The organism is Cellulomonas sp. HD19AZ1 (genome assembly GCF_004535805.1).
Classification (GTDB): domain Bacteria; phylum Actinomycetota; class Actinomycetes; order Actinomycetales; family Cellulomonadaceae; genus Cellulomonas; species Cellulomonas iranensis.
The window spans coordinates 70339-92600 of record NZ_SPHX01000008.1 but is presented as its reverse complement, the minus strand read 5'-3'; the positions used below and the strand labels follow the sequence as shown (position 1 = coordinate 92600).

The following is a 22262-nucleotide window of genomic DNA, read 5'->3' as shown; positions in this document are numbered from 1 at the left end:
GGCGAGTCTAGCCACGCGTGTGACGCACGTCTCACCAGGTCGTCGACGTGGCGGCGCGTCGCCGGGCCGCCCGGCGCGACGCGCCGGGGCGGGTCACGACGCGAGCGCCGCCGCGAGCGTGTCGCGGATCGTGAACACCTGCACGAGCCCGGTGATGCGGAACACCTTGAGCAGCCGCTCGGAGTCGACGACGAGCACGAGCCGCCCGCCGGCCGTGCGGACACGCTTGAGGGTCCCCACGAGCAGCCCCAGACCCGTCGAGTCCATGAAGGTGACCTCGGTCAGGTCGATCACCAGGTCGGTGCGCTGCTCCGCCACGAGCGCGGCCACGCGCTCGCGCAGACGATCGGCCGACGACACGTCGATCTCGCCCGCCACGTGCACGACCGTGCGGGCGCCCACGTCCTCGGCCGTCACCCGTACGTCCATCGACGTCCCCTCCCCGGTGACCCCTGCACGCAATTCAAGCATCCCGGACCCCGGCGGGGCGCCGTACCCGGGTGCGGCGCACCGTCGCGCACGCGGGGCGACGGGCGCGCGCCCGGCCCGCCGGGCGTCCTCGAGCCCGCCCGGCGGACCTCGGCACGCCGCTGGCCCTGGTGGCGACGGCACCCGTCCGGGTACGACTGGGGTGAGCGCCCCAACCTTTTGCCGAGGTCGTTCGTCTAGGTCAGTGAGGCGGCGTGCAGGGGGCGTCGCCTCGACCAACGTGAGAGAGGTCCGGCGAGCGCCTCGGACGACGGGAGACGAGTGACGGGCTGGCAGGACGCGCTGGACGAGCTGGTCAGGACGCGCGGACGCGCGCTCGCCGGCTACGCGTACCTGCTCACCGGCGACGTGCGCGAGGCGGAGGACCTCGTGCAGGACGCCCTCGTCCGGACCTTCACGCGCGGGCGCCCCGTGCGTGAGGTCGCGTCGGCCGAGGCCTACGTGCGCAGGACGATCCTCACGACGTACGTCGACGACTTCCGGCGTCGACGGCACTGGGCGACGATCCGGCACCTCGCGGTCGTCCCCGAGACGAGCCCCACCGACGGGCCGAACGCCGGGCCGGAACCCGTCGTCACGACCCGCCTCGCGGTGCAGCAGGCCCTCGGGCTGCTGCCGCCGCGCGAGCGCGCGTGCATCGTCCTGCGGCACTTCGAGGACATGACCGTCGCGCAGGTCGCCGACGCGTTGTCCCTCTCGGTCGGCACCGTCAAGCGGTACCTGTCCGACGCCACGCGCACGCTCGAGGAACGGCTCGGCCCCCTGGCCGGGCGCGACGACGACTCCGAGCACAGCGCCGACGACGTCCTCGTCACGCCCCGGAGGCCCCGATGAGCACACGACTGGACCTGGCGCTCCACGAGATCGCGGACGCCGCAGGCGACGCGACCGCGTTCGGCGACGACACCGCGGCCGGCACAGTCGCGACCGTGCGGCGCCTCACGGGCCGCGTGCGACGACGTCGTGCCGTGCGGGGCGCCGGGACGGCGGCGGTCGCCGCGAGCGCGGCGGGCGCGGTCGTCCTCGTCGGCCCGCAGCTGACGGTCGACCCGACGCCGGCCGTGGCGCCGGGAGCGTGCGGCACCTCGTTCACCGGCACGGGCGACGACGCCGGGGACGCCGGCTTCACGATCGGCGTGGACGCCGGCACCGTCCCCGTCCCGGCGGGCTCGACGTCGTTCGGGACGTGGCAGAGCAGGACGCTCGCGGTCGCCGTGGAGGTCGAGGTGCCGCTCCCCGAGGGCGCGACGCCGGACGGCACCGGCACGGTGCCGGTGGAGCAGCCCGCGTCGCCGGACCTCGTGCTGACACGGGACGACGTCGTCGTGGCCGAGACCGTGCTCGACCCGTCCCGCGCGGCCGCGGCGGGATCGGCGTGGGAGGCGTCGGGCGACGACGTCCCCGGGCTGCTGGTGTCCCAGGTGGTCGAGGACGGCGAGGTCTCGCTGCTCTGGACGAGCACCGTGGACGTCGTCGCGTGCGACACCGGCGGCGCGCTGCCGTCGGGCGACTACGAGGTGTGGGCCACGCACGCCGGGACCGACGGCGTCGAACGGGTCGTGGGGCCGTACGACCTCACGCTCGCTGCCGAGCAGCCCTCGGTGGCCTCGTCGCTGCCCGCCGACTTCCCCCCGGGCGTGCCGCTCGTCGGCGGGCGCCTGGTGTCCGCGACGCGCGACGGCGACCGGTGGACCGTCGAGGTCGCGACACCCGCGACCGACCGCGAGGTCGCCGCACTGAGGATGCTGTCCGCCGCCGCGCTGCGCACGGGTGGCGCGGCCGGCGAGGTGCTGAACGGGCCCGACGGCGGGATCGCCCTCGACGGCTGGTCGGTCCGCGTCACCCCGACGTCCACGTCGGACGGCGAGCCGTCCGTCGTGTACGTCCTGACGCCCACGGACTGACCCGGCGAGGTCCGCGGCGCGACGGGTACAACGATCCGGCCCGCCCGGGCGTCTCTTGCTGGTGACGGGCGCTACGGTCCCGTCACCACGACGGGAGGTCCGGGTGCCGGCGACGCAGGGGGCGACACGCGCGCCGGACGACGTCCCGCGCGAGGCGCCCGACGACGTGCTCGACAGGCTCGCCCGCGAGCGCGGTCGTGCGCTGTTCGGGTACGCCTACCTGCTGTGCGGCGACGCGCGCACCGCCGAGGACCTCGTGCAGGACGCGCTGGTCCGCACGTTCGCGCGGGTGCGCGGCGGGACCGACGTGGTCGGCGCCGAGCACTACGTGCGCACCGCCGTGCTGCGCGGGCACCTCGACGCCGTGCGGCGGCGCGCCCGCTGGGCCGCCGTGCGGCACCTGCTGCACGTCCCCGGCGACGACGAGTCGCGCGACCACGCCGACGCGGTCGGCACGGGATCGGCCGTGCACGCCGCGCTCGCGGCGCTGGCCCCGCAGGAGCGGGTCGCGGTGGTGCTGCGGCACGTCGAGGACCTCACGGTCCCCGAGGTCGCGCACCGCATGGGACTCGCCGACGGCACGGTCAAGCGGTACCTGTCGACGGCCTCCGCGAAGCTCGCCGACCGGTTGGGGCGGGACGTCGGCGAGGACGACGACGTGTCGGTCCGGACGAGGGGGGCGCGATGAGCGGGCACGACGACCTGTGGGACGCGGCGCGGGACGAGGCCGAGCGGCGCGGCGCGGCGTACGAGGTGCCGGTCGAGCGCGTGCGGGCGCGCGTGCGGCGACGCCGGGCCGCACGTGCGGGCGCGACGGGGACCCTCGCGCTGGCGACCGTCGGCGCGGTCGTCGTCGCCGTGCCGCAGCTGCTGGGCGCGCCGGGCGGCACGGCCGTGGGGTCGTCGGGCGACTGGCCCGCGGCGTTCGCGCGGTGCGGGCAGCCGGTGGACGACGTCGTCGCACCCCCGGGGCGCGTCGAGCAGACGCTGCTGCAGGCCCGCGACGTGGTCGGCCCGGACCGCACGTGGCTGGGGACGACGTCGACGCGTGTCGACGGTGCGGCGGCCCTCCCCGACGCCTTCGACGACGTCGAGGTCGTGCTCGTGCGCGACGGGGTCGTCGTCGGGGTGGACGGCGGGGACGGTCGCCTGGTCGTCAGCCCCGGCGAGACCGTCATCGAGAGGGAGCGCGACGGGACCGTCACCGGCACGACCGCCGTCTGGGGCTACGGCGCGCGGCTCGTGTCGTGCGACCAGTACCCCGACGGCGAGGGCGACCCCGAGGTCGTCGCCGGCGACTACGAGGTCGTCATGACGCAGACCGTGACCTGGACCGAGCCCGACGGGAGCACCGCGACGGGCCGCGCGTCGGTCACGGCCCCCGTGCGCGTGTCGGACGACGCCGCGCACGGGCAGGACTCCCCCGAGACGTGCGGCGCCCCGGCGTCCGACCTGGCGGCGACCGCCGGCCCGGAGGCCAACCCGTTCGCGGTCACGCTCGACGCGGACGTCCCGTCGACGTCCGCGCCCGGGTCGCCGCTGCGCTTCACGGTGACGGCGACCAACGAGGGCACGGCGGCCGTGACGGGTGCGACCGGGCACCTCGGCGTGCTGCTCACCCGCGACGGCCGCGTCGTCGGGACGCCGGCCCCGCGCGAGGACGTCGCGCTGGACGCGAGCCTGCCGGCCGGGGCGTCCCGCACGTTCGAGGCCGCGAGCGACCTGCGCGGGTGCGCGGCGTCCGACGCGGACGCCGGGGCGCCGCTGCCGCCCGGCGAGTACGAGGTGTGGGTCACGGCCGACCTGGTGCTCACCACGCCCCGCGGAGCCGACGGCGCTGCGTCGCGCGAGCACCTCGTCTACGGGCCGTGGCCCCTGCGGCTGGGGTGATGCGGGCGCGCCGGGGCAGTCAGGTTCAGCCGCGGTGCAGACGTGCCCGTGGGACGCGGGCGAGCGCGGCCGCGTACGGGTCGACGACGGGGCCGGGCCGGGCGTCGCGCAGCACGTGGTCCCGCACGCCCAGGTCCGCGAGGACGGCGACGAGCTCGGCGACGTCGTCCGGCGCGAGCACCGCCGGGTCGACCGTCGTGCGGACCTGCAGGTCGACGCCGCTGTCGAGCACCAGGCGCAGCGACGCGAACGCCTTGTCCGCGGCGGCCGCGCCCGCACCCGCGCGGGTGATCGCGCCGTACAGGTAGGCGGGCGCCTTGACGTCGAGCACCACGCGGTCGACGTGCGGCAGCAGGTCCGGCAGGCGCGCCGGGTACGCACCGGCGGTGTGCACCGCGACGAGCAGCCCGAGCGCGCGCACCTCGCGCGCGGCGGCCACGACCCCCGGCTGCCGGGTCGGCTCGCCACCCGTGAGGACCAGCCCGTCGAGCAGGCCGCGGCGACGGCGCAGCAGGTCGGTGACGTGCGACCACGGGACCGCGCCCGGGAGGGTCAGGTCGAGCAGCGCACCGCCGTGGCAGTACGTGCACCGCCACGGGCAGCCCTGCAGGTACGCCGTCGCGACGAGGCGGCCCGGCCAGTCGTCGGCCGACAGCGCCACGAGGTCCGCGACCTGCACGGAGGTCGCCCGGCTCTCCCACCCGGCCGGCGAGGTCACGCGCGGGGCTCCCCCGGTGCGCGGCGCGCGGCGGCCGGGTCGGTGCGTCGCCGCATCGCTGCTCCTCGCTCGTCGGGTGCTCGTCGGGTGGGTGTCGAGCACAGCACCTCGCGGCGGCCCGGCGCCACGTCGCCGACGCGCGCGGCGGCCGGCGGGAGCCTCCCGCGCCCAGGAGTCGTACTCGCCGGTCGGTGCGGCAGGGGCGAACGTCCCGGACGTGGTCCGCGCGTCAGGCCGACGCACCGCCGGGAGCACGCACGAGCCGCACCCGGTCACCCGGGCGCAGCTGCGCGGCCCGGGCCCGGCCGTCGGGCGTCAGCACCGCGACGACCGGGTAGCCGCCCGTCACCGGGTGGTCGGGGCCGAACAGCACGGGACGGCCGTCGTGCGGGACCTGCACGGCGCCCGCGACGAGCCCCTCCGAGGGCAGCTCGCCCGCCGCCGCGCGCGTGAGCGCCGGGCCCGTGAGCCGGACGGCCACGCGGTTGCTGTCGGGCGAGACCTCCCAGGCGGTCGACCACAGCCGGGCCCGGCCCGCGGCGTCGAGGTGCGTGAGGCGCGGGCCCTCGACGGCGGGCAGGTGGACCACGGCCGGCGGTGCGGGGTGCACCGCGTCGCGCGCGTGCGCGGCACCGCCCGGGGGGCCGGGGGGCGCGGGGAGGTCGGGCGGCGCCGGGGGCTCCGGCAGGCCGTCGTACGCCGTGCCGTACGCGAGGACGTCACCGGAGCGCAGCGGCGCCGGGCCGAGGCCCGACAGCACGTCCCGCGAGCGGGAGCCGAGCACGCCCGGCACGTCGACGCCGCCCCGCACGGCGAGCCACGACCGCAGGCCGCGTGCGGGCGCGTGCAGCGTGAGCGTCGCACCCCCCGGCGCCCGCACCGCGACCCCGACCGGCACGGGCGCACCGTCGAGGTCGGCGTCGTCGACCGCGCCCACCAGGGCGAACGCCGTCGCGGCACCGAACCGCACGACGAGCCCGCCGAGCACCGTCTCGAGCACGGCCGCGTCCCGCGCGTTGCCGACGAGGCGGTTCGCACGAGCGAGCGCGGCGGGGTCGGCGGCGCCCGAACGCGGCACGCCCACGGCCGCCAGGCCCGGTCGGCCCGCGTCCTGCACGAGCGTGAGCGGCCCCGCCGCGAGGACCGTGAGCGCGAGGGGCAGCGGCGGCACGTCGCGCACGGGGTCGTCGTCGCGGTCGGGGTCGCACGCCGGTCGCCCGGTCGCCGGGGCGGCGGCCGGCGGGGCGGCGACCGGCGGGGCGGACGGGGACGGGGCGGGCGGGTCCGCGGCCGCAGGCGCGCCGGCCGGCGGGCGCGGCGCCGCCGTGAGCGCCGCCGGGGCGGTGCGGACGAACCGCACGCGGTCGCCGGCGCGCAGCAGGGCGGCGTCCGCGGCGCCGCGGGACGGGTCGAAGAGGGCGAGGTCGGCGCGCCCGAGCAGCCGCCACCCGCCGGGCGTCGGCGCCGGGTAGACGGCCGTGAGGTCGCCCGCGACGGCCACCGAGCCCGCCGGGACCCGCGTGCGCGGGCGCGCGAGGCGCGGCACGTGCAGGACAGGGTCGAGGCCGGTGACGTACGCGAACCCCGGCATGAAGCCGCCGAACGCGACCCGGTACCCGTCGGGCCCGCCGGCGAGGTGCCGTGCGACCACCTCGTCGACCGTCAGCCCGAGCGTGCGCGCGACGTCGTCGAGGTCCGCGCCGTCGTACACGGTGGGCACCTCGACGGTGCGCGCGGGTGCACGCCCCGGGCCGGCGTCCTGAGCGTCGTGGGCGAGCGCCGCGACCTCGGCCGCCCACCGCGCACGGCTGCGCGGCTCGCCGCGGACCAGCACCGTGCGCGCCGCGGGCACCACGTCGACGACGCCGCGCGGCGGGTCCGCGCGCAGCCGGGCGTCGATCCCGTGCACGGCGGCGAGGTCGGCGACCTCGACGAGCACGGCGTCGTCGCCGTAGGGCTGGACGGTCGTCACGGGGTGGGCCCGTGCCGTGGTGGTCCGGGTGCGCGCCGACCGACCGCGCGCGCCGCGGCCGTGCGTGCTCCGCCCGCGGAGGGGCCGCCCGGCTCCGGAGCGCCCGGGGCGAACGGCCGGACGTCCACGCCGGCGTCGACGAGCGCCGCGCGGACGGCCGTCGCGAGCCCCACGGCGCCCCGGGTGTCGGAGTGCAGGCACAGCGAGTCGGGGCGCAGGCGCACGGGTGTGCCGTCGACGGCCGTCACGACGCCGTCGACCGCGAGCCGGACGGCGCGCTCGGCGGCGACCCGCGGGTCGGTGACGAGCGCACCGGGCTCGGTGCGCGGCACGAGCGTGCCGTCGGCGCGGTACCCGCGGTCGACGAACGCCTCGACGACGGTCCGCAGGCCCGCGTCGGCCGCGAGCGCGAGCACGCGTGAGCCCGGCAGGCCGAGCAGGGCCAGGTCGGGGTCGACCGCGAGGACCGCGTCCACGACAGCGCGCGCCTGGACCGCGTCGTGCACGACCGCGTTGTACAGCGCGCCGTGCGGCTTGACGTGCGTGACGCGCGCGCCGACGCTCGCGGCCACCGCGACCAGCGCCCCGAGCTGCGCGGTCACCTGCGCCCGCAGCACGTCGGGCGCGACGTCGACGTGGCGACGGCCGAACCCGGCGCGGTCGTCGTACGACGGGTGCGCGCCGACGGCCACGCCGCGCGCGAGCGCACCCGCGCACGTCGCCGCCATGGTCGCGGCGTCGCCACCGTGGTAGCCGGCGGCGACGTTCGCGCTGGTCACGAGGTCGAGGAGCGCCTCGTCGGCCGGGGGCTCGACGCGCCACGGCCCGTCCCCCTCGCCGAGGTCCGCGTTGAGGTCGATCGCCGCCATGACCCGATCCTCCCGCACGCGCACCCGACCCCGGGCGCCTCGGGGTCGGGCGCCCGCCGGCGCCCGACGAGCCGGTGGGAGGATGGGGGCGTGGGTCCCGGCGAGCTGCTCGACGTGCTGCTCGCCGGCGGCCGGCGGGCGGACCGGGCGACCCACGTGCGGGACCTGCCGGCACGGCCGGGTGCGCGCGCGGACTGGCCGGCGTGGGCCGACGCGGACGTCGTGCGGGGGTACCGCGCACTGGGCGTCGAGCGGCCGTGGGAGCACCAGGCGGACGCGGCCGACGCCGCGTGGTCGGGGCGCCACACGGTCCTCGCGACGTCGACCGGGTCGGGCAAGTCGCTCGCGTTCTGGCTGCCCGCGCTGTCCGCCGTGCGCCGGGGTGCCGCGGGAGCGCTGCTCGACCCGGGCCGCATCGAGTCGGTGCAGCGCCGCCCGACCGTGCTGTACCTCAGCCCGACGAAGGCGCTCGCGGCGGACCAGCTCGCGGCGCTCGAGCGGCTGCTCGCGGCGGCGGGCACGCGCGACGTGCGCGTCGCGACGTGCGACGGCGACACGTCGCGCGACGAGCGCCGCTGGGTGCGCGAGCACGCGGACGTGGTGCTGACGAACCCCGACTTCCTGCACTTCGCCCTGCTGCCCGCGCACGCGTCGTGGTCGCGCGTGCTGTCGTCGCTCGCGTTCGTGGTGGTCGACGAGTGCCACGCGTTCCGGGGCGTCTTCGGCGCGCACGTCGCGCTGGTGCTGCGGCGGCTGCGGCGGCTCGCGGCCGCGTACGGCGCGTCCCCCGTGGTCGTGATGGCCTCGGCGACGACGTCGGACCCCGCCGCGAGCGCGGCGCGACTGCTGGGCGTCGACGCCGACGACGTGCACGCGGTCACCACGGACGCGTCTCCCGCCGGCCGCAAGACGCTCGTGCTGTGGCAGCCGCCCGAGCTGCCCGGGGGCGACGGGCCGTGGGCGTCGCTGCTGCCGGACGAGGACCCGTGGGCGACCGTCGTGGTGGCTCCTCCCCCGCCCGACGTGCCCGAGGGACCGGGCGGCGCGGACGGGGCCGGCTCCGCCGACGGCCCGGCGGACCCGGGCGACCCGGACGGCCTCGCGGCTCGCGGCTCGGGCGTCGACGGTCCCGCTCCGCAGCCCGCCCCGCCGACCGAGGGATCGGGTCCCGTGGGCACGGGCGAGCGCCTCGTGGCCGTGCCGCAGGACCGCCCGCGACGCACGGCGACGGCCGAGGTCGCCGACCTGCTGGCCGACCTGGTGTCGGCCGGTGCGCGCGTGCTGGCGTTCACGCGGTCGCGCCGCGGCGCGGAGTCGGTGGCCGCCACGACGCGGGACCACCTGCGCGCGGTCGACCCGACGCTGCCGGCCCTCGTGTCGTCGTACCGGGGCGGCTACCTGCCGGAGGAGCGGCGCGCGCTGGAGGAGGCGATCCGCGCGGGTCACCTGCGCGCGCTCGCGACGACGAACGCGCTCGAGCTGGGCGTCGACATCTCGGGCCTGGACGCGGTGCTCATCGCGGGGTGGCCCGGCACACGCGTGTCGCTGTGGCAGCAGGCGGGGCGCGCCGGACGCGCCGGCGCGGAGGGGCTCGTGGTGCTCGTCGCGCGCGAGGACCCGCTCGACACGTTCCTCGTGCACCACCCCGAGGCCGCGCTCGACGCACCCGTCGAGGCGACGGTGTTCGACCCCGGCAACCCGTACGTGCTCGCGCCGCACCTGTGCGCGGCGGCGGCGGAACGGCCGCTGCGCAGCGAGGAGCTGGACCTGTTCGGGCCGCGGGCGCTCGCGGTGCTGGGTCAGCTCACCGAGCGCGGGATCCTGCGGCGCCGCTCGTCGGGCTGGTACTGGACGCACGCCGAGCCGGCGAGCCGTCTCACGGACCTGCGCGGTGCGGGCGGTCAGCCGGTGCGCGTGGTCGAGAGCGCGACGGGTCGGCTGCTCGGCACGGTGGACGCCGCGTCGGCGGACGCGACCGTGCACCCGGGCGCCGTGTACGTGCACCTGGGCGTCACGTACGTGGTCGACGAGCTGCACCTCGAGGACGGGGTCGCGCTCGCGACGCGGCGCGACGTCGACCACGGCACGTGGGCGCGGTGGGTCACGTCGACCAGCGTCGTCGAGGTCGAGCGCGAGGTCGCGTGGGGGCCCGTCACGTGGTCGTTCGGGCAGGTCGACGTGACGACGCAGGTGGTCGGCTACCAGCGTCGCCGGATCCCCGACCTGCAGGTGCTGTCGACGCACGACCTGGACCTGCCGGCGCGCACGCTGCGCACCGCCGCCGTGTGGTGGACGGCCCCGCCGGAGGTCCTGGAGCGGGCGGGGGTCACGCTCGAGGTCGCACCGGGCGCGCTGCACGCCGCCGAGCACGCGTCGATCGGGCTGCTGCCGCTGCTCGCGACGTGCGACCGGTGGGACCTGGGTGGCCTGTCGACGCTCGTGCACCCGGACACGGGGCACGCGACCGTCTTCGTGCACGACGGCCACCCGGGCGGCGCGGGGTTCGCCGAGCGCGGCTTCGACCTGGGGCCGGTGTGGCTGCGCGCGACGCGCGACGCGATCGCCGCGTGCCCGTGCGCGACCGGCTGCCCGGCCTGCGTGCAGTCGCCCAAGTGCGGCAACGGCAACGACCCGCTCGACAAGGCCGGGGCGCTGCGCCTGCTGTCCACCGTGCTCGCGCACGCCGCGGCGGCGCCGTCCACCTGACCGCGCGGTCACGCCGCACCGGTCCGTGGTGGCACGCGGCGCTCGCCGGATCGCCGTGACGTCGTGCCTCCGTGACGCGCTCGGCGCATCCGTCGGCTCGTCACACGGCCGCAGCTCTGCCTGCGGCCCGGCGGGCAATGCGTTGGTAGCGTGCCGACATCATGGCGCTGGTTCACCCTGACGCGCGGTCCTGGGCCGAGGCCCACTCGGCCGCCGGTTCGCTGCGGCTCGGCATGCTCGAGGCGATGGCCTGCCAGTCCTACCCCGACGTCGTCGCGACGTTCGGCGACGACGGCGCCGCGATCGCGGGGCTGATCGAGCACCGCGAGCCCGGCCCCGCGCGGCGCGCGCTCACCGGCGTCGGGGTCGTCCTCGTGATCGCCGCGCTGGTCGCGCCGATCGCCGGGGTCGCCGTGCTCGGTGCGGAGTCGGACCTCGTCGAGCGCATGCCGGCGGACCGGTCGGTGCCGATCGCCGCCGTGTGCTTCGCCCTCGCCGTGGTGGCGCTCCTCGTCACCGGCGTCGCCTGGGTGCGCAGCGGCGCAAGGTGGTCGGGCATGGTCTGCGGCGTCGGAGCGGTGTTCGCCGTGTGCGGGGTCTTCGCCTCGATCAGCATGCCGACCGTCTCCGGCCGCGACGGCTACGACCTCCCGACGACCCTGCAGGCGCCGGTGTGGACCACGCTCGCGCTCGGTCTCCTGCTGACAGTCGTGACCGTGCTGCGCTTCCGGGTGCGGGACCCCGAGCCGCGGGTCGCTCCCCCCACCCCGACGACGACCGGCGAGCGCTTCGCCGCCGAGCTGGCCGCGCGCAGCATCCCCGAGGCCGAGCGCGCCGCGATCCTGGCCGATCGCGACGCCGCCCTGCGCGTGCTCGCGGAGCGCGGTCTGCTCGACGAGACGACCCTGGGCCGCGCCCTCGCGGCGCCGTTGGGCACGCTCTTCGCCCTCGAGGTGCCGACGGAGGCCGGACCGGAGAGCACCGGCTGACGCCGACGCCGCGTGCGGGGAGCCCGACCGTTCAGCCGGCCCTCCCCGGCCGGTGTCCGCGCCGGCAGACCGGCTGGCCGGTCGCGCGCCCCGGGACGTAACCGCGAGCGCGCGCGAGGGTCGCCGCGCGCCCGACCGACCCGTGCGGCGACCGGCGGCGCGCGGCCCGGCGCGCGCGACACCGAGCACCCCGCCGACGGGTGCGTCGACGCGCACCCGCACGGTCACGTCGGCGTGCGTGCCGCGCACGCAGGACACCACCGAGGCGCCGTTGCGGCCCGCGACCTGCGCGGCGTGGCCGCACGGGTCGGCGCCGCCGTCGGCGACGTGCTGCGCACCGGCGAGGGCCGCCAGGTCGGCCGCCGCCTCGGCACGGGCACGCGCCGCGTGCGCGCCGCCGACGAGCCCGGTCGCCGCGACGAGCACGAGCGCGACCGCGACGACCCCGAGCACCAGCACGGCACCCGACCCGCGGTCGTGAGCCGCCCCGCCAGGCGCCTGCCCACGGGCGTGTCCCGGGGGTCTCACGGCTCGGTCCAGGCGGTCGCCGAGGCCGCGGCGCGCAGCCCGGTCCCCCACGTGCTGAACGGTGCGCTGACCGCGACGGTGACCCACCTGCCCTCGCGTTGCACGCGGACGTCGCCGCCGCGCGCACCGAGCACGCGGCGCGCCGCGTCGACGACCTCGCCGTCAGGCTCCCCCAGCGCCGCGACGCGTGCCGCGGTCCGCGCCGCGTCGAGGCACGTGAGCCGCACGACGGTCGCGGCACCGACCGCGAGCACGGCGACGAGCACGGCCGCCACGGCCACCATGCCCACCGCGAACTCGGCGGTGACGGCGCCGCGGTCGCGGACGCCGCGCCCCGCGGCCGGGGCCGCATCGCCGGGACGGCCCCCACGACCGCGACGCCCCGCGCTCATCCGCCCAGCGCCTGCGCGATCAGACCGGTGAGCAGCGCCTTGACCTGACCGCCCTTGAGCACCACCAGCAGCACGCCCGCGAACGCCACGGCCGCGAGCGTCGCGATCGCGTACTCCGCGGTCGCCATGCCCTCGTCCGTCGCGCGGCGCGCGCGGGCGACCACGCGAGCCCCCACGCTGGCTCCTGGTGTTCCGCCGCACGCGCCGTGCACGCTCGGTCGCCGGACGCGTCGACCCCGTCCTCGACCCAGTCCTCGTCCCAGCCCTCGCCCCCACCCTCGTCCCAGCGTTCGTCCCATCGGTCGGCTCCTTCTCGTCGTCCTCGTCGGACGCCCCGTCGGCGCCCGGCACGAGAGTCGCGGGACGCGCGTCACCCGCGGGGGGCGGCCACGCGGACCTGCCCGGCGCCGAGTCGACGCAGGGACTGGGGGCGGGTGGACGCCGCGACCGGGACGTCGCCGACCCGCACGCTCACCACCTCGCCGGGCGGACCGGCCACCGCGCCGGCGGCCCGACGATCCGCCGGGCCGCCGGGACGCCGAGCCACCCAGCCGACGGGCCGCACCTCACCGGCCGAGGAGGTCCCCCGCCAGCCCCAGCACGACCGGCACGAGACCGAGCAGCACGAACGCCGGGAGGAAGCACGCGCCGAGCGGCAGCGTCAGCCGCACGCCGAGCGCACCCGCGGCAGCGCGCGCCGCGGCGCGACGGTCGCGCCGCCGCCGGTCGGCCGCCGCGCGCAGCAGCGGCCCCGGGGACGACCCCGCGTCCCACCCGACGCGCAGGGCCGCGCCAACGGCGGCGACCGCCGCGGGCGCACCGGCCCACGCGACGTCCCACGGCGCGCCCATCCCGAGGGCCGTGCCAGCCCGGACGAGCGCGTCGCCGTCGGCGCCGCCCAGGTGGCGGCCCGTGCCGACGAGCGCGGCGGGCACTGCGGCTCCGCCGCGGACGGCGGCGGCGCACAGGTCGAGCACGAACGCGGGGTCGAGCGGCGCGGTCGTCAGGTCGGGAACCCGCAGGTCGCCACGGTGGCGACGCGCCCGGCGACGCCGCGCACGAGGGCTCCCGCCCCCCGGCCCGTCCCCGGCGCCGGTGCGTCCCCCGGTCCCCCCGGCGCCCGGGGCACGGGGTGCCCGCGCGACGCGCCACGGCAGCGCCCCCAGCAGCACCGCGAGCGCGACCACGACGCCGGCCGCCGCGGCCGGGCCCACGTCACCCGCCGTCGGTGCGACGAGCCCGGCCGTCACGGCACCACCGCGCGCCGCAGCAGCGCCCGCACCCACGCGTGCCCGGCGGCGGCGAGCACGAGACCCGCGGCGCCGAGCGCGCTGCCGACGCCGCCGCCCGTCAGCACCGCCCACGGCCGCGCGCCGATGGCGGCGCCCACGAGCAGCCCCAGCACGGGCAGGAGGACCAGCACACGGGCCGTGGCGCGCGGGCCCGCGAGCGCGGCCGCGAGGTCGGCGGACTGCTCGGCGTCGGCTGCGACGGCGTCCGCGAGGTCCGCGAGGACGTCGGCCAGCGGGGCACCGGTCTCGGCGGCGACGCGCGTGCCCGCGAGCACGGCACGGACGCGGGCACGGTGCGCGGCGTCGTCCCGCCCCCCGGCGCGGCGCGCGCCCACGCGGCCCGCGCCGCGCCCCACGGCCAGCAGGGCGGGTGCCGGTGGGGTGCCGTCGTCGGCCCCGGGGACGCCCAGCACGGAGCGCCACGCGTCGGGCGGCGGCACGCCCGCCCGCAGCTGCGACGCGACGGCGTGCAGCACGGTGGCGAGGTCCCCGGCAGCGCCGTCGCGCGCGGTCGCCGCGGGCCCGGTGCGGTCCTCGCGGGGCCGTCCGCCGGTGCGCGGTCGCCGCGTGCGCCCCACCGGCCCGGGCGGCAGCGGACGGCCGGGCCTGGGACGCCCCGGACCGCACGGCAGCCGACGCACCGGTGGTCCGCACGCCGCGACCACGGCCAGCGCGACGAGCGCCGCGACGAACGGCGTCACGGGCCGTCCCGCGGGACGTGACCGAGCCGCGCCGCGAGTCGCGACCACCCGTCGCCACGACGGATCCGCCCCGCCGCGTCGACGTCGAGCGCGGTGCGCACCTCGAGGCCGCCGTCGGTGTCGCGCCGCACGACGACGCCCACCTCGGCGAGGTACCGGCGTCCGGCGTCCGTGCCGTGCCGGACGCGGCGCACGTGCAGCACGGCGTCGACCGCGCTCGCGGCCTGGGCGGCCACGGCGGCGCGGTCGAGGCCCGCGAGCGCGGCGAGGGCCTCGAGCCGCGCAGGGACGTCGGCGGCGGTGTTGGCGTGCAGCGTCGCGCACCCGCCCTCGTGGCCCGTGTTGAGCGCCGCGAGCACCTCGCGGACCTCGGCGCCGCGGCACTCGCCGAGGACGATCCGGTCCGGTCGCATGCGCAGCGCCTGGCGCACGAGGTCGGCGAGGTGGACCCCGCCGGCGCCGTCGACGTTGGGGGCGCGCGCGGTGAGGCGCACCACGTGCGGGTGGTCGGCGACGAGCTCGCCCGCCTCCTCGACCAGCACGACGCGCTCGTCGTGCGGGACCGTGGACAGCAGCGCGGCGAGCAGCGTCGTCTTGCCGGCGCCCGTGGCGCCCGAGACCAGCAGGTTGGCGCGCGCGTCGACGAGGGCCCGCAGCAGCGGGACGAGCGGCGGCGCGACCGTGCCGGACGCCGCGAGGTCCGTGAGCGTGAACGCGCACGGCCGCACGACCCGCAGGCTCAGCGTGGTGCACGCGTCGGTGAGGGGCGGCAGCACGGCGTGCAGGCGCGTGCCGTCGGGCAGCCGGGCGTCGACGGTGGGCGCGGCGTCGTCGAGGCGGCGTCCGGCGGCCGCCGCGAGCCGCACCGCGAGCGCTCGCACGTCGGCGGGTGTGCCGAGGTCGACGTCGACGCGGCGCAGACGTCCTGCGCGCTCGACCCACACGTCGCGCGGGCCGTTGACGAGGACGTCGGTGACCGCGGGGTCGTCGAGCCAGCGCTGCAGCGGGCCTGCGCCGAGCAGCTCGTCGGCGACGGCGCGCACGCTCTCGGCGAGCGCGACCGGGCCGAGCAGGGTGCCGGTCGCGCGCAGCGCCGCATCGACGAGCCGCGTCAGGCCGTCGCCCACGGCCGCGCCCGGGGCGGGTGCGCCCTCGCGCAACGCGTCCCGCACGCGGGTGACGACCGCTGCCGGGACCGGACGCCGCGCGGGGGCGTCGCAGGGCACCTGCCCGGACCCCGGAGCCGCGGCCGACGCCGCGCCGCGCGGCTGACGGGACGGCCGCGCCGCGGGAACCACCGCCGCGCCGTCGTCCGGGCTCACCACCCGATGCCGCCGGCGGGCAGCCGGCGCGCGACCGCCTCCGCGGCGCGCGTGGCGGGTCCGCGTCCCCCGAGCCCGACCCGTTCAGCCCGCGCCGCCAGGCCGCGGTCGTCGCGGCCCGCGTGCCACACGTCGAGACCGGTGGCGTCGGCGAGGTCGGCGGCGGCCAGCCCGGCGGGACCGGCGCCGCGGACCACGAGACCGTGCGGCGCACCGGACGCGGCCAGGCGCGGGCGCAGCGCGAGCGCACCCGCGACGCACCGCAGGTCGGGGCGGGCCACCACGACGACCGCGTCGCACGCGGGCAGCGGCGCGTCGCCCTCGACGACGGCGCCGCGGCCGAGGTCGAGCACGAGCGCCCCGAGCGTGCGCGCGAGCGCGTGCAGCACGTCCACCCGGACCCCCGCGTCGACGGGCTCGGGGCGCGTCCGGTCGGCCGACAGCACCGCGCACGCGCCCCAGCGGGGCAGCAGCGCGAGGACGTCGGCGCCGGGGACGTCGCCGCCGGCGCCGCGCAGGTCGGGCCACCGCGCGCCGTCGGCGTCCTCGAGGCCGAGCACGACGTCGATGCCCGCGGCGGCGGGGTCGAGGTCGACGAGAGCCGTGGCGGTGCCGCGGGACAGCCGCCGCGCGAGCAGCGCCGCGAACGTCGAGGCACCGACGCCGCCGCCGGCGCCGACGACCCCGACCACGGTGGCGCTGCGTGCGTGCTCCATGCGTGCTCCTGCCGGTCGAGGCGGCCGCCGGTCGGCGGCTGGCCGTGCGATCGTCGCGCCCGGCGACCGCTGCCCCGGGGCGGCGCCGGCGCACCCGTGGACGTCCCGCTGCCCGCCGGGAACTGGGGTCGGCTCGCCGCGCAGGCGCCGCGCACGGTCCGCCCCGCGCCGGGAGCGACGCACGAGGTCCCGCAGCACGGGCCCGCCACCCCGCCGACGACGGACGACGAGCCCGTCCCGCAGGGCCCTCCTCGACCCCGGGGTGGCGGTCGCCTACGACCGCCCGGTGCGCCGCGTGGCACGCGCGTGCTGCGGCGCCTCCGACGCCGCGAGCCCCGCCGTCCCTCCACGGCGGTGCTCGAGGCGCAGGCGTGCGACCCGGGTGACGGTCAGCAGCGCGAGGCCCGCGACGAGCAGCGTCCACACCGCCACCCACCCCTGAAGGATCCCCGCGCCGGTCGCCGCGAGGGCACCGGTCGAGGTCGCGTTCAGCTCGTACATGTCTCCTCCTTCGGTTCACGGCCCGGACCTCCCGGGCGACGCGTCGTGCGACGCACGACGTCCTGGGCGTGCGGCCGCGGACGGCCGGCACGCGACGGCGCGGTCAGCCGGCGGCCGGCCTCGCCACGACGTGGTTCCATGCCGTGTCGCGCCGCGTGAGAGCGAGCGCGAGCGCGTGGACGAACGCGACCTGCAGCGCGATCGCGTACACCAGCTCGGGCAGCACCGTCACCGCGAGCAGGCGGCCGCGTGCGTCCGCCTCGGTGACGGTCACCACGCGCTCGACGACGAACACGCCGCCCACCGCGAGCCAGAACGGCTGCAGCGCGAACGTGCCGGCGACCGCCGAGACGGCGGTCAGGGCCAGGAGCACCGCGAGCGTCGCGGTGCCGAGCGCGATCATCACCTGCTGGCCGACGTAGCGCGCCGTGACCCGCGTCAGGCCGTACTCGCGCAGGTTGTCGAGCATGCCCTTGTACCAGCGCACACGCTGCCGGTGCAGGGCGCCCCACGTCGGCATGAGCTCGGTGCGGCAGCGCGCGGCCGCGGGAGCCGCGAGCCGCCAGCCGCGGGTCTTGAGCGCGAGCGTCAGCTCGGAGTCCTCGGTGATGGCGGACCGGTCGTACACGTCGCCGCGCACACCGGGCAGCGCACCGCCCCGCGCGCCCGCGACGTCCCGCAGGGCCGTCAGCCGGAACACCGACGCCGTGCCCGTGACCACCGCGACGCGGCGCGTCGTGAGGATCTGCCCGCGGTACCGGACGTACTCGTTGGCCTGGCAGCGCTGCAGGTAGCCGTGCGGCTCCTCGCCGGTGAAGATGCCGCTCACGGCGCCCAGCCCGGCGTCGGCGTCGAGCAGCGCGAGCGCGGTCTCGACGAAGTGCGGCGCGAGGCGCGTGTCCGCGTCGAGGACGAGCACGTAGCGGGTCCCGTCGCACGGGAGGTGCTCGAGCGCCTGGTTGAGCGCACCGGCCTTGCGGTGCGCGTTGCCGACGGTCGGCAGCACCTGCGCGCCGTGCGCGGCCGCGACGTCCTCGGTCGCGTCGGTGCAGCGGTCGGCGACGACCACGACGCGCCCCGGTGCGACCGTCTGCCGCTCGAGCGCGCGCAGCGTCCCGCCGATCGCGTCCTGCTCGTCGTGCGCGGGCACCAGCACGACGAGGTCGTCGCGCGTCGGCGTCCGTCCCACCCGCGGCGCGACGACCGCGCCCGCCCCCTGCTGCTCCATGTCCTGCTCCCGTCCGGCGGACCGCCCCGTGCGGTCGTGGCGCCGGTGACCAGGCAACGGCTGCGACGGGCGTGCACGGCCGCCGACGGCCCGGGCCGAGGGAGCCTGCGTCCCAGGACGAGCACCCCGTGGTCGGGGCGTGAGCACAGACACCGCCCGACCGGTGCACACGGCCACCGGCACGGCACGGTCCGTCGCGCGCGACGGCCGGGGCGTCACTACCGTGGACGGATGGACGTGCCGGCGCCGAGCACGCGGTTCCTCGACGTCGTCCTGCGGGCCGTCGCGGAGGGGACGACGACGACGCTCGTCGGCCTGCCCGGGTCGGGGCGCAGCACGCTGCTCGCGCGCGTCGCCGACGTCGTCGCCGACGGCGGGCGCGGCGTGGTGCGCGTGCCGGGCGCAGCGGGCACGGGCGCGCCGCTCGAGTCGCTCGTGCTCGCGGGGGTCGTGACGGCCCCGCCCGGCCGGGCGGGCGCGCTCGCGTCGGCGGTCGAGGAGGTCGGCCGCGCGCTGTCGGGCTCGCGCGCGCTGCTGGTCGTCGACGACGCGGACGACCTCGACGCGACGTCGGCCGCGGTGCTGGCCGCGGCGGCGCGACGCCACCGGGTCGTCGTGCTGGCCACGAGCCGCCCGCCGGCCAGGCGCGTGCTGCGCCTGCTGCCCCCGCCGCCAGGCGCCGACGCGACGGTGCTACGGGTCCCGGAGCTGCCGTTCGACGACGTGCACACGCTCGTCGCCGACGTGCTCGGCGGCGACGTCGACACCGACGTCGCCGCCCGCGTGTACGCGCTGTCGGGCGGGCTGCCCGGCCTCGCGCGGACCCTCGTGGTCGAGGCGCGGCGCGCCGGTGCGCTCGTGCGGCGCGGCGGGCGGTGGACCGCGCCCGTGGACCTGCGGACGCCGGCGCTCGCGGTCGTCGTCGAGCCCCTGCTGGCCCCCCTCGACGACGCGCAGCGCGACGCGCTCCAGGTGCTGGCCGCGGCCGGGCCCCCCGACGTGGCGACGGCCGCTCGGCTCGTGCCGTGGGAGCGGCTGGTGGCCCTCGAGGACCTCGGGCTGCTGCGGGTCCTGCCGCTCGGCGACGAGACCGCCGCCGCGCTGTTCCCGCCGCTGCTGGCCGAGCACGTCCGGCACACCGGCGGCGGGGTCCGCGACCTGCACGCGGGCGAGACGATCGCGCGCACGCTGGGCCCCGACGGCACGGGTGACGTCGCGGTCGGCGTCGCCGGTGCCGCCGACGGCCGCTCGACGGCCGGGGCCGCCGCCGTGCTCGGCCGCGTGCTGCGGCGGCACGCGGCGACGCGCGCGGCGGTCGCGCGCGTGGCGTGGGAGCGCGAACGGACGCCGGTGCGCACGCTGGCGTACCTCGACGCGCTGGTCGCGGCCGGTGCCCCGCGCGACGCGGTCGAGGCCGTGCTGACGGCGTCGCACGACGCGCCGCCCGGGGCCGGGCGCGCGGGGACGGTGCTCGTGCGCGCGTGGGAGTACGCCTACCGCGCGCTCGTCGTGCGCGAGCCGACCGCCGCGCTCGCGGTCGTGACGTCGGACGACGTGCCGGACGAGGACCAGCGGCTCACGCTCGCGGCGGCCCTCACGCGGCACGTCGAGCTCGTGCTCGGGCCGGCGGGCGGCGAGCCCGACGACGCGACGGGGGCCACGCGTGCACCGACGACCGAGCGCGACGACGCGCTGGGCCGCGCGGTCGAGGGCACGGGGCCCTTGCACGCCCAGCTCGGCGCGATGCAGGGGCTGGTGCGCGCGGAGGGTCTGCTCGCGCAGGGACGTGCGCAGGACGCGCTCGACGAGCTGGCCTCGACCGACACCGACCGGCTGCGGCCGCGCACCGACCACGTCGCGCTCACGTCGATGGCCCTGCTGTGCCGCGGCGACGTCCAGGGCGCGGTCGACCGGTCGTCAGGCCTGCTCGACGAGGCGCGCGGCACGTACGCCGAGACGGACGCCGAGATCGAGCCCCACGGCGAGGTGGTCGCGGCGGGCCTGTACCTGCAGGGCCGGCTGCGCACGCTGCGGCGGGTGCTCACCGACGTCTTCGCGGTCGGCGTGCCGTCGCCGCACCGCCCCTCGAGCCGGGCCGGCCTGCTCGGGACGGGCGCCCTGCTGTCGGCGCTCGAGGGCGCCGTGCCAACCGCCCGCTCGATGGTCGGGCAGCTCGCGGCGTCGCCCCTGCGGGCCGCGTTCTCGCCGCTCGCCCGGCCCGGGCCGCCGGCCGCCGCGCTCGCCGCGGTGACCGGGACCGGGCCGCGGGAGGCGACCACCGACGCGTGGGCGGGGCTCGACGACGCGCTCGCGCGCGGCGACGTCCTTGCCGCGGTCGTCGACGGCGCCGAGCTCGCGGGCGTGTGGTGCGACGCCGCGCGGGCGCGCGCCGTGGCCGAGCGCGCCGCCGCGGCGCAGGGCACGCTGCTGCCCGCGCTGGGCGAGTACCTGCGGGCCTGCGCCGACGGCTCGCCCGCCGCGCTGCTGACGGTCGCCGACGGGCTGCGCGAGCGGGACCTGGCGCTGCACGCGACCCGCGCGCACGTCGCCGCGGTCCGCGCGCTGCGGGCCGCGGGCGACACGGCCGCCGCGACGCGCGAGGCGGCGCACCTGCGCGCTCTCGTGGACGCGGCGGACGAGGATCTCGGGCTCGTCACGGGCGCGCTGTCCCCCGCGGCGCACCTCACGCCGCGCGAGCTGGAGATCGCGCGGCTGGTCGCGCGCGGGGCCACGAACCGGCAGATCGCCGACCGGCTCCTCGTGAGCGAGCGGACGGTCGACAACCACGTCTACCGGATCTTCCGCAAGCTCGGCGTCGACGCACGGGACCGCGTGGCCGCGCTGCTCTGACCCGCGCGCGCCCGATCCGCGCCGGGCGCCCGCCCTGCGGCGGGGAGGGCCCCGCGTCGGCGGCTCCCGCTACGCTCGCGCACGTCCGGTCCCCAAGCGTCGCGGAGCGTCATGGCCGTCCCCGTCGACCCCGTCCCCGTCGACCCCGTCGACCCGCTGCCCGTCGACCCCGTCGCGCGCGGCGGGCCGGCGCCGCGCGGGCGCGTCGCCGCGTTCTTCGACCTCGACAAGACGATCATCGCCACGTCGTCGGCGACCGCGTTCTCCAAGGGCTTCCTCGCGCAGGGCCTGCTGACGCGCCGCTCGGTCGTCGCGTCCGCGTACGCGCAGCTCGCGTACCTGCTGGGAGGTGCGGGCGAGACGTCGACCGAGCGGCTGCGCGCCGCGCTCGCGCGCACCGTCGCGGGCTGGGACGTCGCGCAGGTCTCGACGATCGTCCGCGAGACCCTGCACGAGTCGATCGACCCCACGGTGTACGCCGAGGCGCTCGACCTCATCGCGCGGCACCGGGCGGCGGGCCACGACGTCGTGGTCGTCTCGGCGTCGGGCGCCGAGGTGGTCGAGCCGATCGCGGCGCTGGTCGGCGCCGACACGGCGATCGCGACGCGCATGACCGTCGAGGACGGGCGGTACACCGGGGAGATCGAGTTCTACGCGTACGGCGAGCACAAGGCGACCGCGATCCGTGACCTCGCCGCCGCGCGCGGCTACGACCTCGCCGCGTGCTTCGCCTACTCGGACTCCGTGACCGACGCCCCCATGCTCGCCGCGGTCGGCCACGGCGCGGTCGTCAACCCCGACCGCGCGCTGCGGCGCCTCGCGCTCGCCGAGGGCTGGGCCGTGCTGACGTTCCGACGGCCCGTGCCGCTGCGCCGGCTCGACCGCCGCGTGGGCGTCACGTCGGGCGCCGTCCTCGCGGCGGGCGTCGCCGTGGTGCTCGCGGCGTGGTGGTGGCACCGGCGGCGCCGTCCCGCCTGACGGGCGTCGCGTCCCACGATCCGGGCCGCGGGCGCGGGGGTCCTGCACCGACGCGCGGGACCGTTGCCCCGCCGCGCGGACGGGGTGTAGGACGGGGGTCACAACTGAACGACCGCGAGAGCACCCACGCGCAGGATGGCCCCCCTCTGGGCCGGTCGACCGGGCTCGTCCCGGAGCGACCGCGACGTTGCACGCATGATCACTCTCCGGTCGTCGG

20 protein-coding genes and 1 pseudogene are annotated in these 22262 nt (G+C 79.0%); 8 read left to right on the top strand and 13 right to left on the bottom strand.

The window, feature by feature from the left end:
* Nucleotides 1-93: 93 nt before the first annotated feature.
* Complete coding sequence (locus E4A51_RS17330; protein WP_070320827.1) at nucleotides 94-429, bottom strand: STAS domain-containing protein; 336 nt, start codon at nucleotides 427-429, stop codon at nucleotides 94-96.
* A 321-nt stretch (nucleotides 430-750) separates the two neighbouring features.
* On the opposite strand from E4A51_RS17330, the gene E4A51_RS17325 reads away from it, so the two are divergent.
* The 4 genes from E4A51_RS17325 (at nucleotide 751) to E4A51_RS17310 (ending at nucleotide 4283) form a co-directional block, all read left to right on the top strand.
* Nucleotides 751-1323: a SigE family RNA polymerase sigma factor gene (locus E4A51_RS17325; protein ID WP_070320826.1), complete on the top strand. Its 573-nt coding sequence runs from the start codon at nucleotides 751-753 to the stop codon at nucleotides 1321-1323.
* On the top strand, nucleotides 1320-2393 hold the full coding sequence (locus E4A51_RS17320) for a hypothetical protein (protein WP_070320825.1): 1074 nt from the start codon (nucleotides 1320-1322) through the stop codon (nucleotides 2391-2393). Before E4A51_RS17325 ends, E4A51_RS17320 begins: the two co-directional genes overlap by 4 nt.
* Nucleotides 2394-2496: 103 nt before the next feature.
* Entirely contained in the window at nucleotides 2497-3081 is a 585-nt protein-coding gene (locus E4A51_RS17315) for a sigma-70 family RNA polymerase sigma factor (protein WP_134852491.1), read from the top strand.
* Entirely contained in the window at nucleotides 3078-4283 is a 1206-nt protein-coding gene (locus tag E4A51_RS17310; protein ID WP_070320824.1) for a hypothetical protein, read from the top strand. The genes E4A51_RS17315 and E4A51_RS17310 overlap by 4 nt, the downstream gene beginning before the upstream one ends.
* Before the next feature lie 25 nt (nucleotides 4284-4308).
* Here E4A51_RS17310 and E4A51_RS17305 read toward each other — a convergent pair whose 3' ends face one another.
* From E4A51_RS17305 to E4A51_RS17295, 3 genes are all read right to left on the bottom strand, one after another.
* Nucleotides 4309-5001 (bottom strand): anaerobic ribonucleoside-triphosphate reductase activating protein, encoded by a 693-nt coding sequence (locus tag E4A51_RS17305; protein WP_134852490.1) that lies wholly within the window; start codon nucleotides 4999-5001, stop codon nucleotides 4309-4311.
* 229 nt (nucleotides 5002-5230) lie between these two features.
* The gene (locus E4A51_RS17300) at nucleotides 5231-6973 is read right to left on the bottom strand and encodes an urea amidolyase family protein (protein ID WP_134852489.1); all 1743 of its coding nucleotides are present in this window, start codon (nucleotides 6971-6973) and stop codon (nucleotides 5231-5233) included.
* Complete coding sequence (locus tag E4A51_RS17295) at nucleotides 6970-7842, bottom strand: LamB/YcsF family protein (protein ID WP_134852488.1); 873 nt, start codon at nucleotides 7840-7842, stop codon at nucleotides 6970-6972. The genes E4A51_RS17300 and E4A51_RS17295 overlap by 4 nt, the downstream gene beginning before the upstream one ends.
* Nucleotides 7843-7932: 90 nt before the next feature.
* Here E4A51_RS17295 and E4A51_RS17290 point away from each other — a divergent pair, with 90 nt between their 5' ends.
* Nucleotides 7933-10548: a DEAD/DEAH box helicase gene (locus E4A51_RS17290; protein WP_134852487.1), complete on the top strand. Its 2616-nt coding sequence runs from the start codon at nucleotides 7933-7935 to the stop codon at nucleotides 10546-10548.
* A gap of 161 nt (nucleotides 10549-10709) precedes the next feature.
* Complete coding sequence (locus E4A51_RS18830) at nucleotides 10710-11537, top strand: hypothetical protein (RefSeq protein ID WP_167748953.1); 828 nt, start codon at nucleotides 10710-10712, stop codon at nucleotides 11535-11537.
* A 174-nt stretch (nucleotides 11538-11711) separates the two neighbouring features.
* On the opposite strand, the pseudogene E4A51_RS18890 reads toward E4A51_RS18830, so the two are convergent.
* The 9 genes and pseudogenes from E4A51_RS18890 to E4A51_RS17245 form a co-directional block, all read right to left on the bottom strand.
* Nucleotides 11712-12065: pseudogene (locus E4A51_RS18890) on the bottom strand (Rv3654c family TadE-like protein); the annotation flags it as partial.
* Nucleotides 12062-12457, bottom strand: a complete 396-nt coding sequence (locus E4A51_RS17280; RefSeq protein ID WP_240696537.1) for a TadE family type IV pilus minor pilin — start codon at nucleotides 12455-12457, stop codon at nucleotides 12062-12064. The gene E4A51_RS17280 and the pseudogene E4A51_RS18890, both read right to left, overlap by 4 nt.
* A complete protein-coding gene (locus E4A51_RS18820; RefSeq protein WP_226238931.1) occupies nucleotides 12454-12633 on the bottom strand; it encodes a DUF4244 domain-containing protein in 180 nt (59 codons plus the stop codon). Before E4A51_RS18820 ends, E4A51_RS17280 begins: the two co-directional genes overlap by 4 nt.
* A 390-nt stretch (nucleotides 12634-13023) precedes the next feature.
* On the bottom strand, nucleotides 13024-13707 hold the full coding sequence (locus tag E4A51_RS17270; protein WP_134852486.1) for a type II secretion system F family protein: 684 nt from the start codon (nucleotides 13705-13707) through the stop codon (nucleotides 13024-13026).
* Nucleotides 13704-14450 carry a type II secretion system F family protein gene (locus E4A51_RS17265; RefSeq protein WP_070321014.1) on the bottom strand — a complete coding sequence of 249 codons (747 nt, stop codon included), beginning with the start codon at nucleotides 14448-14450 and terminating at the stop codon, nucleotides 13704-13706. The genes E4A51_RS17270 and E4A51_RS17265 overlap by 4 nt, the downstream gene beginning before the upstream one ends.
* Complete coding sequence (locus E4A51_RS17260; RefSeq protein WP_134852549.1) at nucleotides 14447-15622, bottom strand: TadA family conjugal transfer-associated ATPase; 1176 nt, start codon at nucleotides 15620-15622, stop codon at nucleotides 14447-14449. The genes E4A51_RS17265 and E4A51_RS17260 overlap by 4 nt, the downstream gene beginning before the upstream one ends.
* A 146-nt stretch (nucleotides 15623-15768) precedes the next feature.
* A complete protein-coding gene (gene ssd / locus E4A51_RS17255; RefSeq protein ID WP_134852484.1) occupies nucleotides 15769-16488 on the bottom strand; it encodes a septum site-determining protein Ssd in 720 nt (239 codons plus the stop codon).
* A gap of 273 nt (nucleotides 16489-16761) precedes the next feature.
* Nucleotides 16762-16989, bottom strand: coding sequence for a hypothetical protein (locus tag E4A51_RS17250; protein WP_134852483.1), 228 nt, complete (start codon nucleotides 16987-16989; stop codon nucleotides 16762-16764).
* A 103-nt stretch (nucleotides 16990-17092) separates the two neighbouring features.
* A complete protein-coding gene (locus tag E4A51_RS17245; RefSeq protein WP_134852482.1) occupies nucleotides 17093-18217 on the bottom strand; it encodes a glycosyltransferase family 2 protein in 1125 nt (374 codons plus the stop codon).
* A gap of 231 nt (nucleotides 18218-18448) precedes the next feature.
* Here E4A51_RS17245 and E4A51_RS17240 point away from each other — a divergent pair, with 231 nt between their 5' ends.
* Together E4A51_RS17240 and E4A51_RS17235 are read left to right on the top strand one after the other, a co-directional pair.
* Entirely contained in the window at nucleotides 18449-21067 is a 2619-nt protein-coding gene (locus E4A51_RS17240) for a helix-turn-helix transcriptional regulator (protein ID WP_134852481.1), read from the top strand.
* Nucleotides 21068-21178: 111 nt separating this feature from the next.
* Nucleotides 21179-22045 (top strand): HAD family phosphatase, encoded by an 867-nt coding sequence (locus tag E4A51_RS17235; protein ID WP_134852480.1) that lies wholly within the window; start codon nucleotides 21179-21181, stop codon nucleotides 22043-22045.
* Nucleotides 22046-22262 lie beyond the last annotated feature (217 nt).

Excerpts from the sequence above, each read along its gene's own strand:
- E4A51_RS17330 (WP_070320827.1), bottom strand. The coding sequence starts at position 429 with ATGGACGTACGGGTGACGGCCGAGGACGTGGGCGCCCGCACGGTCGTG.
- E4A51_RS17320 (WP_070320825.1), top strand. The coding sequence starts at position 1,320 with ATGAGCACACGACTGGACCTGGCGCTCCACGAGATCGCGGACGCCGCA.
- E4A51_RS17310 (WP_070320824.1), top strand. The coding sequence starts at position 3,078 with ATGAGCGGGCACGACGACCTGTGGGACGCGGCGCGGGACGAGGCCGAG.
- E4A51_RS17295 (WP_134852488.1), bottom strand. The coding sequence starts at position 7,842 with ATGGCGGCGATCGACCTCAACGCGGACCTCGGCGAGGGGGACGGGCCG.
- E4A51_RS18830 (WP_167748953.1), top strand. The coding sequence starts at position 10,710 with ATGGCGCTGGTTCACCCTGACGCGCGGTCCTGGGCCGAGGCCCACTCG.
- E4A51_RS17280 (WP_240696537.1), bottom strand. The coding sequence starts at position 12,457 with ATGAGCGCGGGGCGTCGCGGTCGTGGGGGCCGTCCCGGCGATGCGGCC.
- ssd (WP_134852484.1), bottom strand. The coding sequence starts at position 16,488 with ATGGAGCACGCACGCAGCGCCACCGTGGTCGGGGTCGTCGGCGCCGGC.
- E4A51_RS17250 (WP_134852483.1), bottom strand. The coding sequence starts at position 16,989 with ATGTACGAGCTGAACGCGACCTCGACCGGTGCCCTCGCGGCGACCGGC.
- E4A51_RS17245 (WP_134852482.1), bottom strand. The coding sequence starts at position 18,217 with ATGGAGCAGCAGGGGGCGGGCGCGGTCGTCGCGCCGCGGGTGGGACGG.
- E4A51_RS17240 (WP_134852481.1), top strand. The coding sequence starts at position 18,449 with ATGGACGTGCCGGCGCCGAGCACGCGGTTCCTCGACGTCGTCCTGCGG.
- E4A51_RS17235 (WP_134852480.1), top strand. The coding sequence starts at position 21,179 with ATGGCCGTCCCCGTCGACCCCGTCCCCGTCGACCCCGTCGACCCGCTG.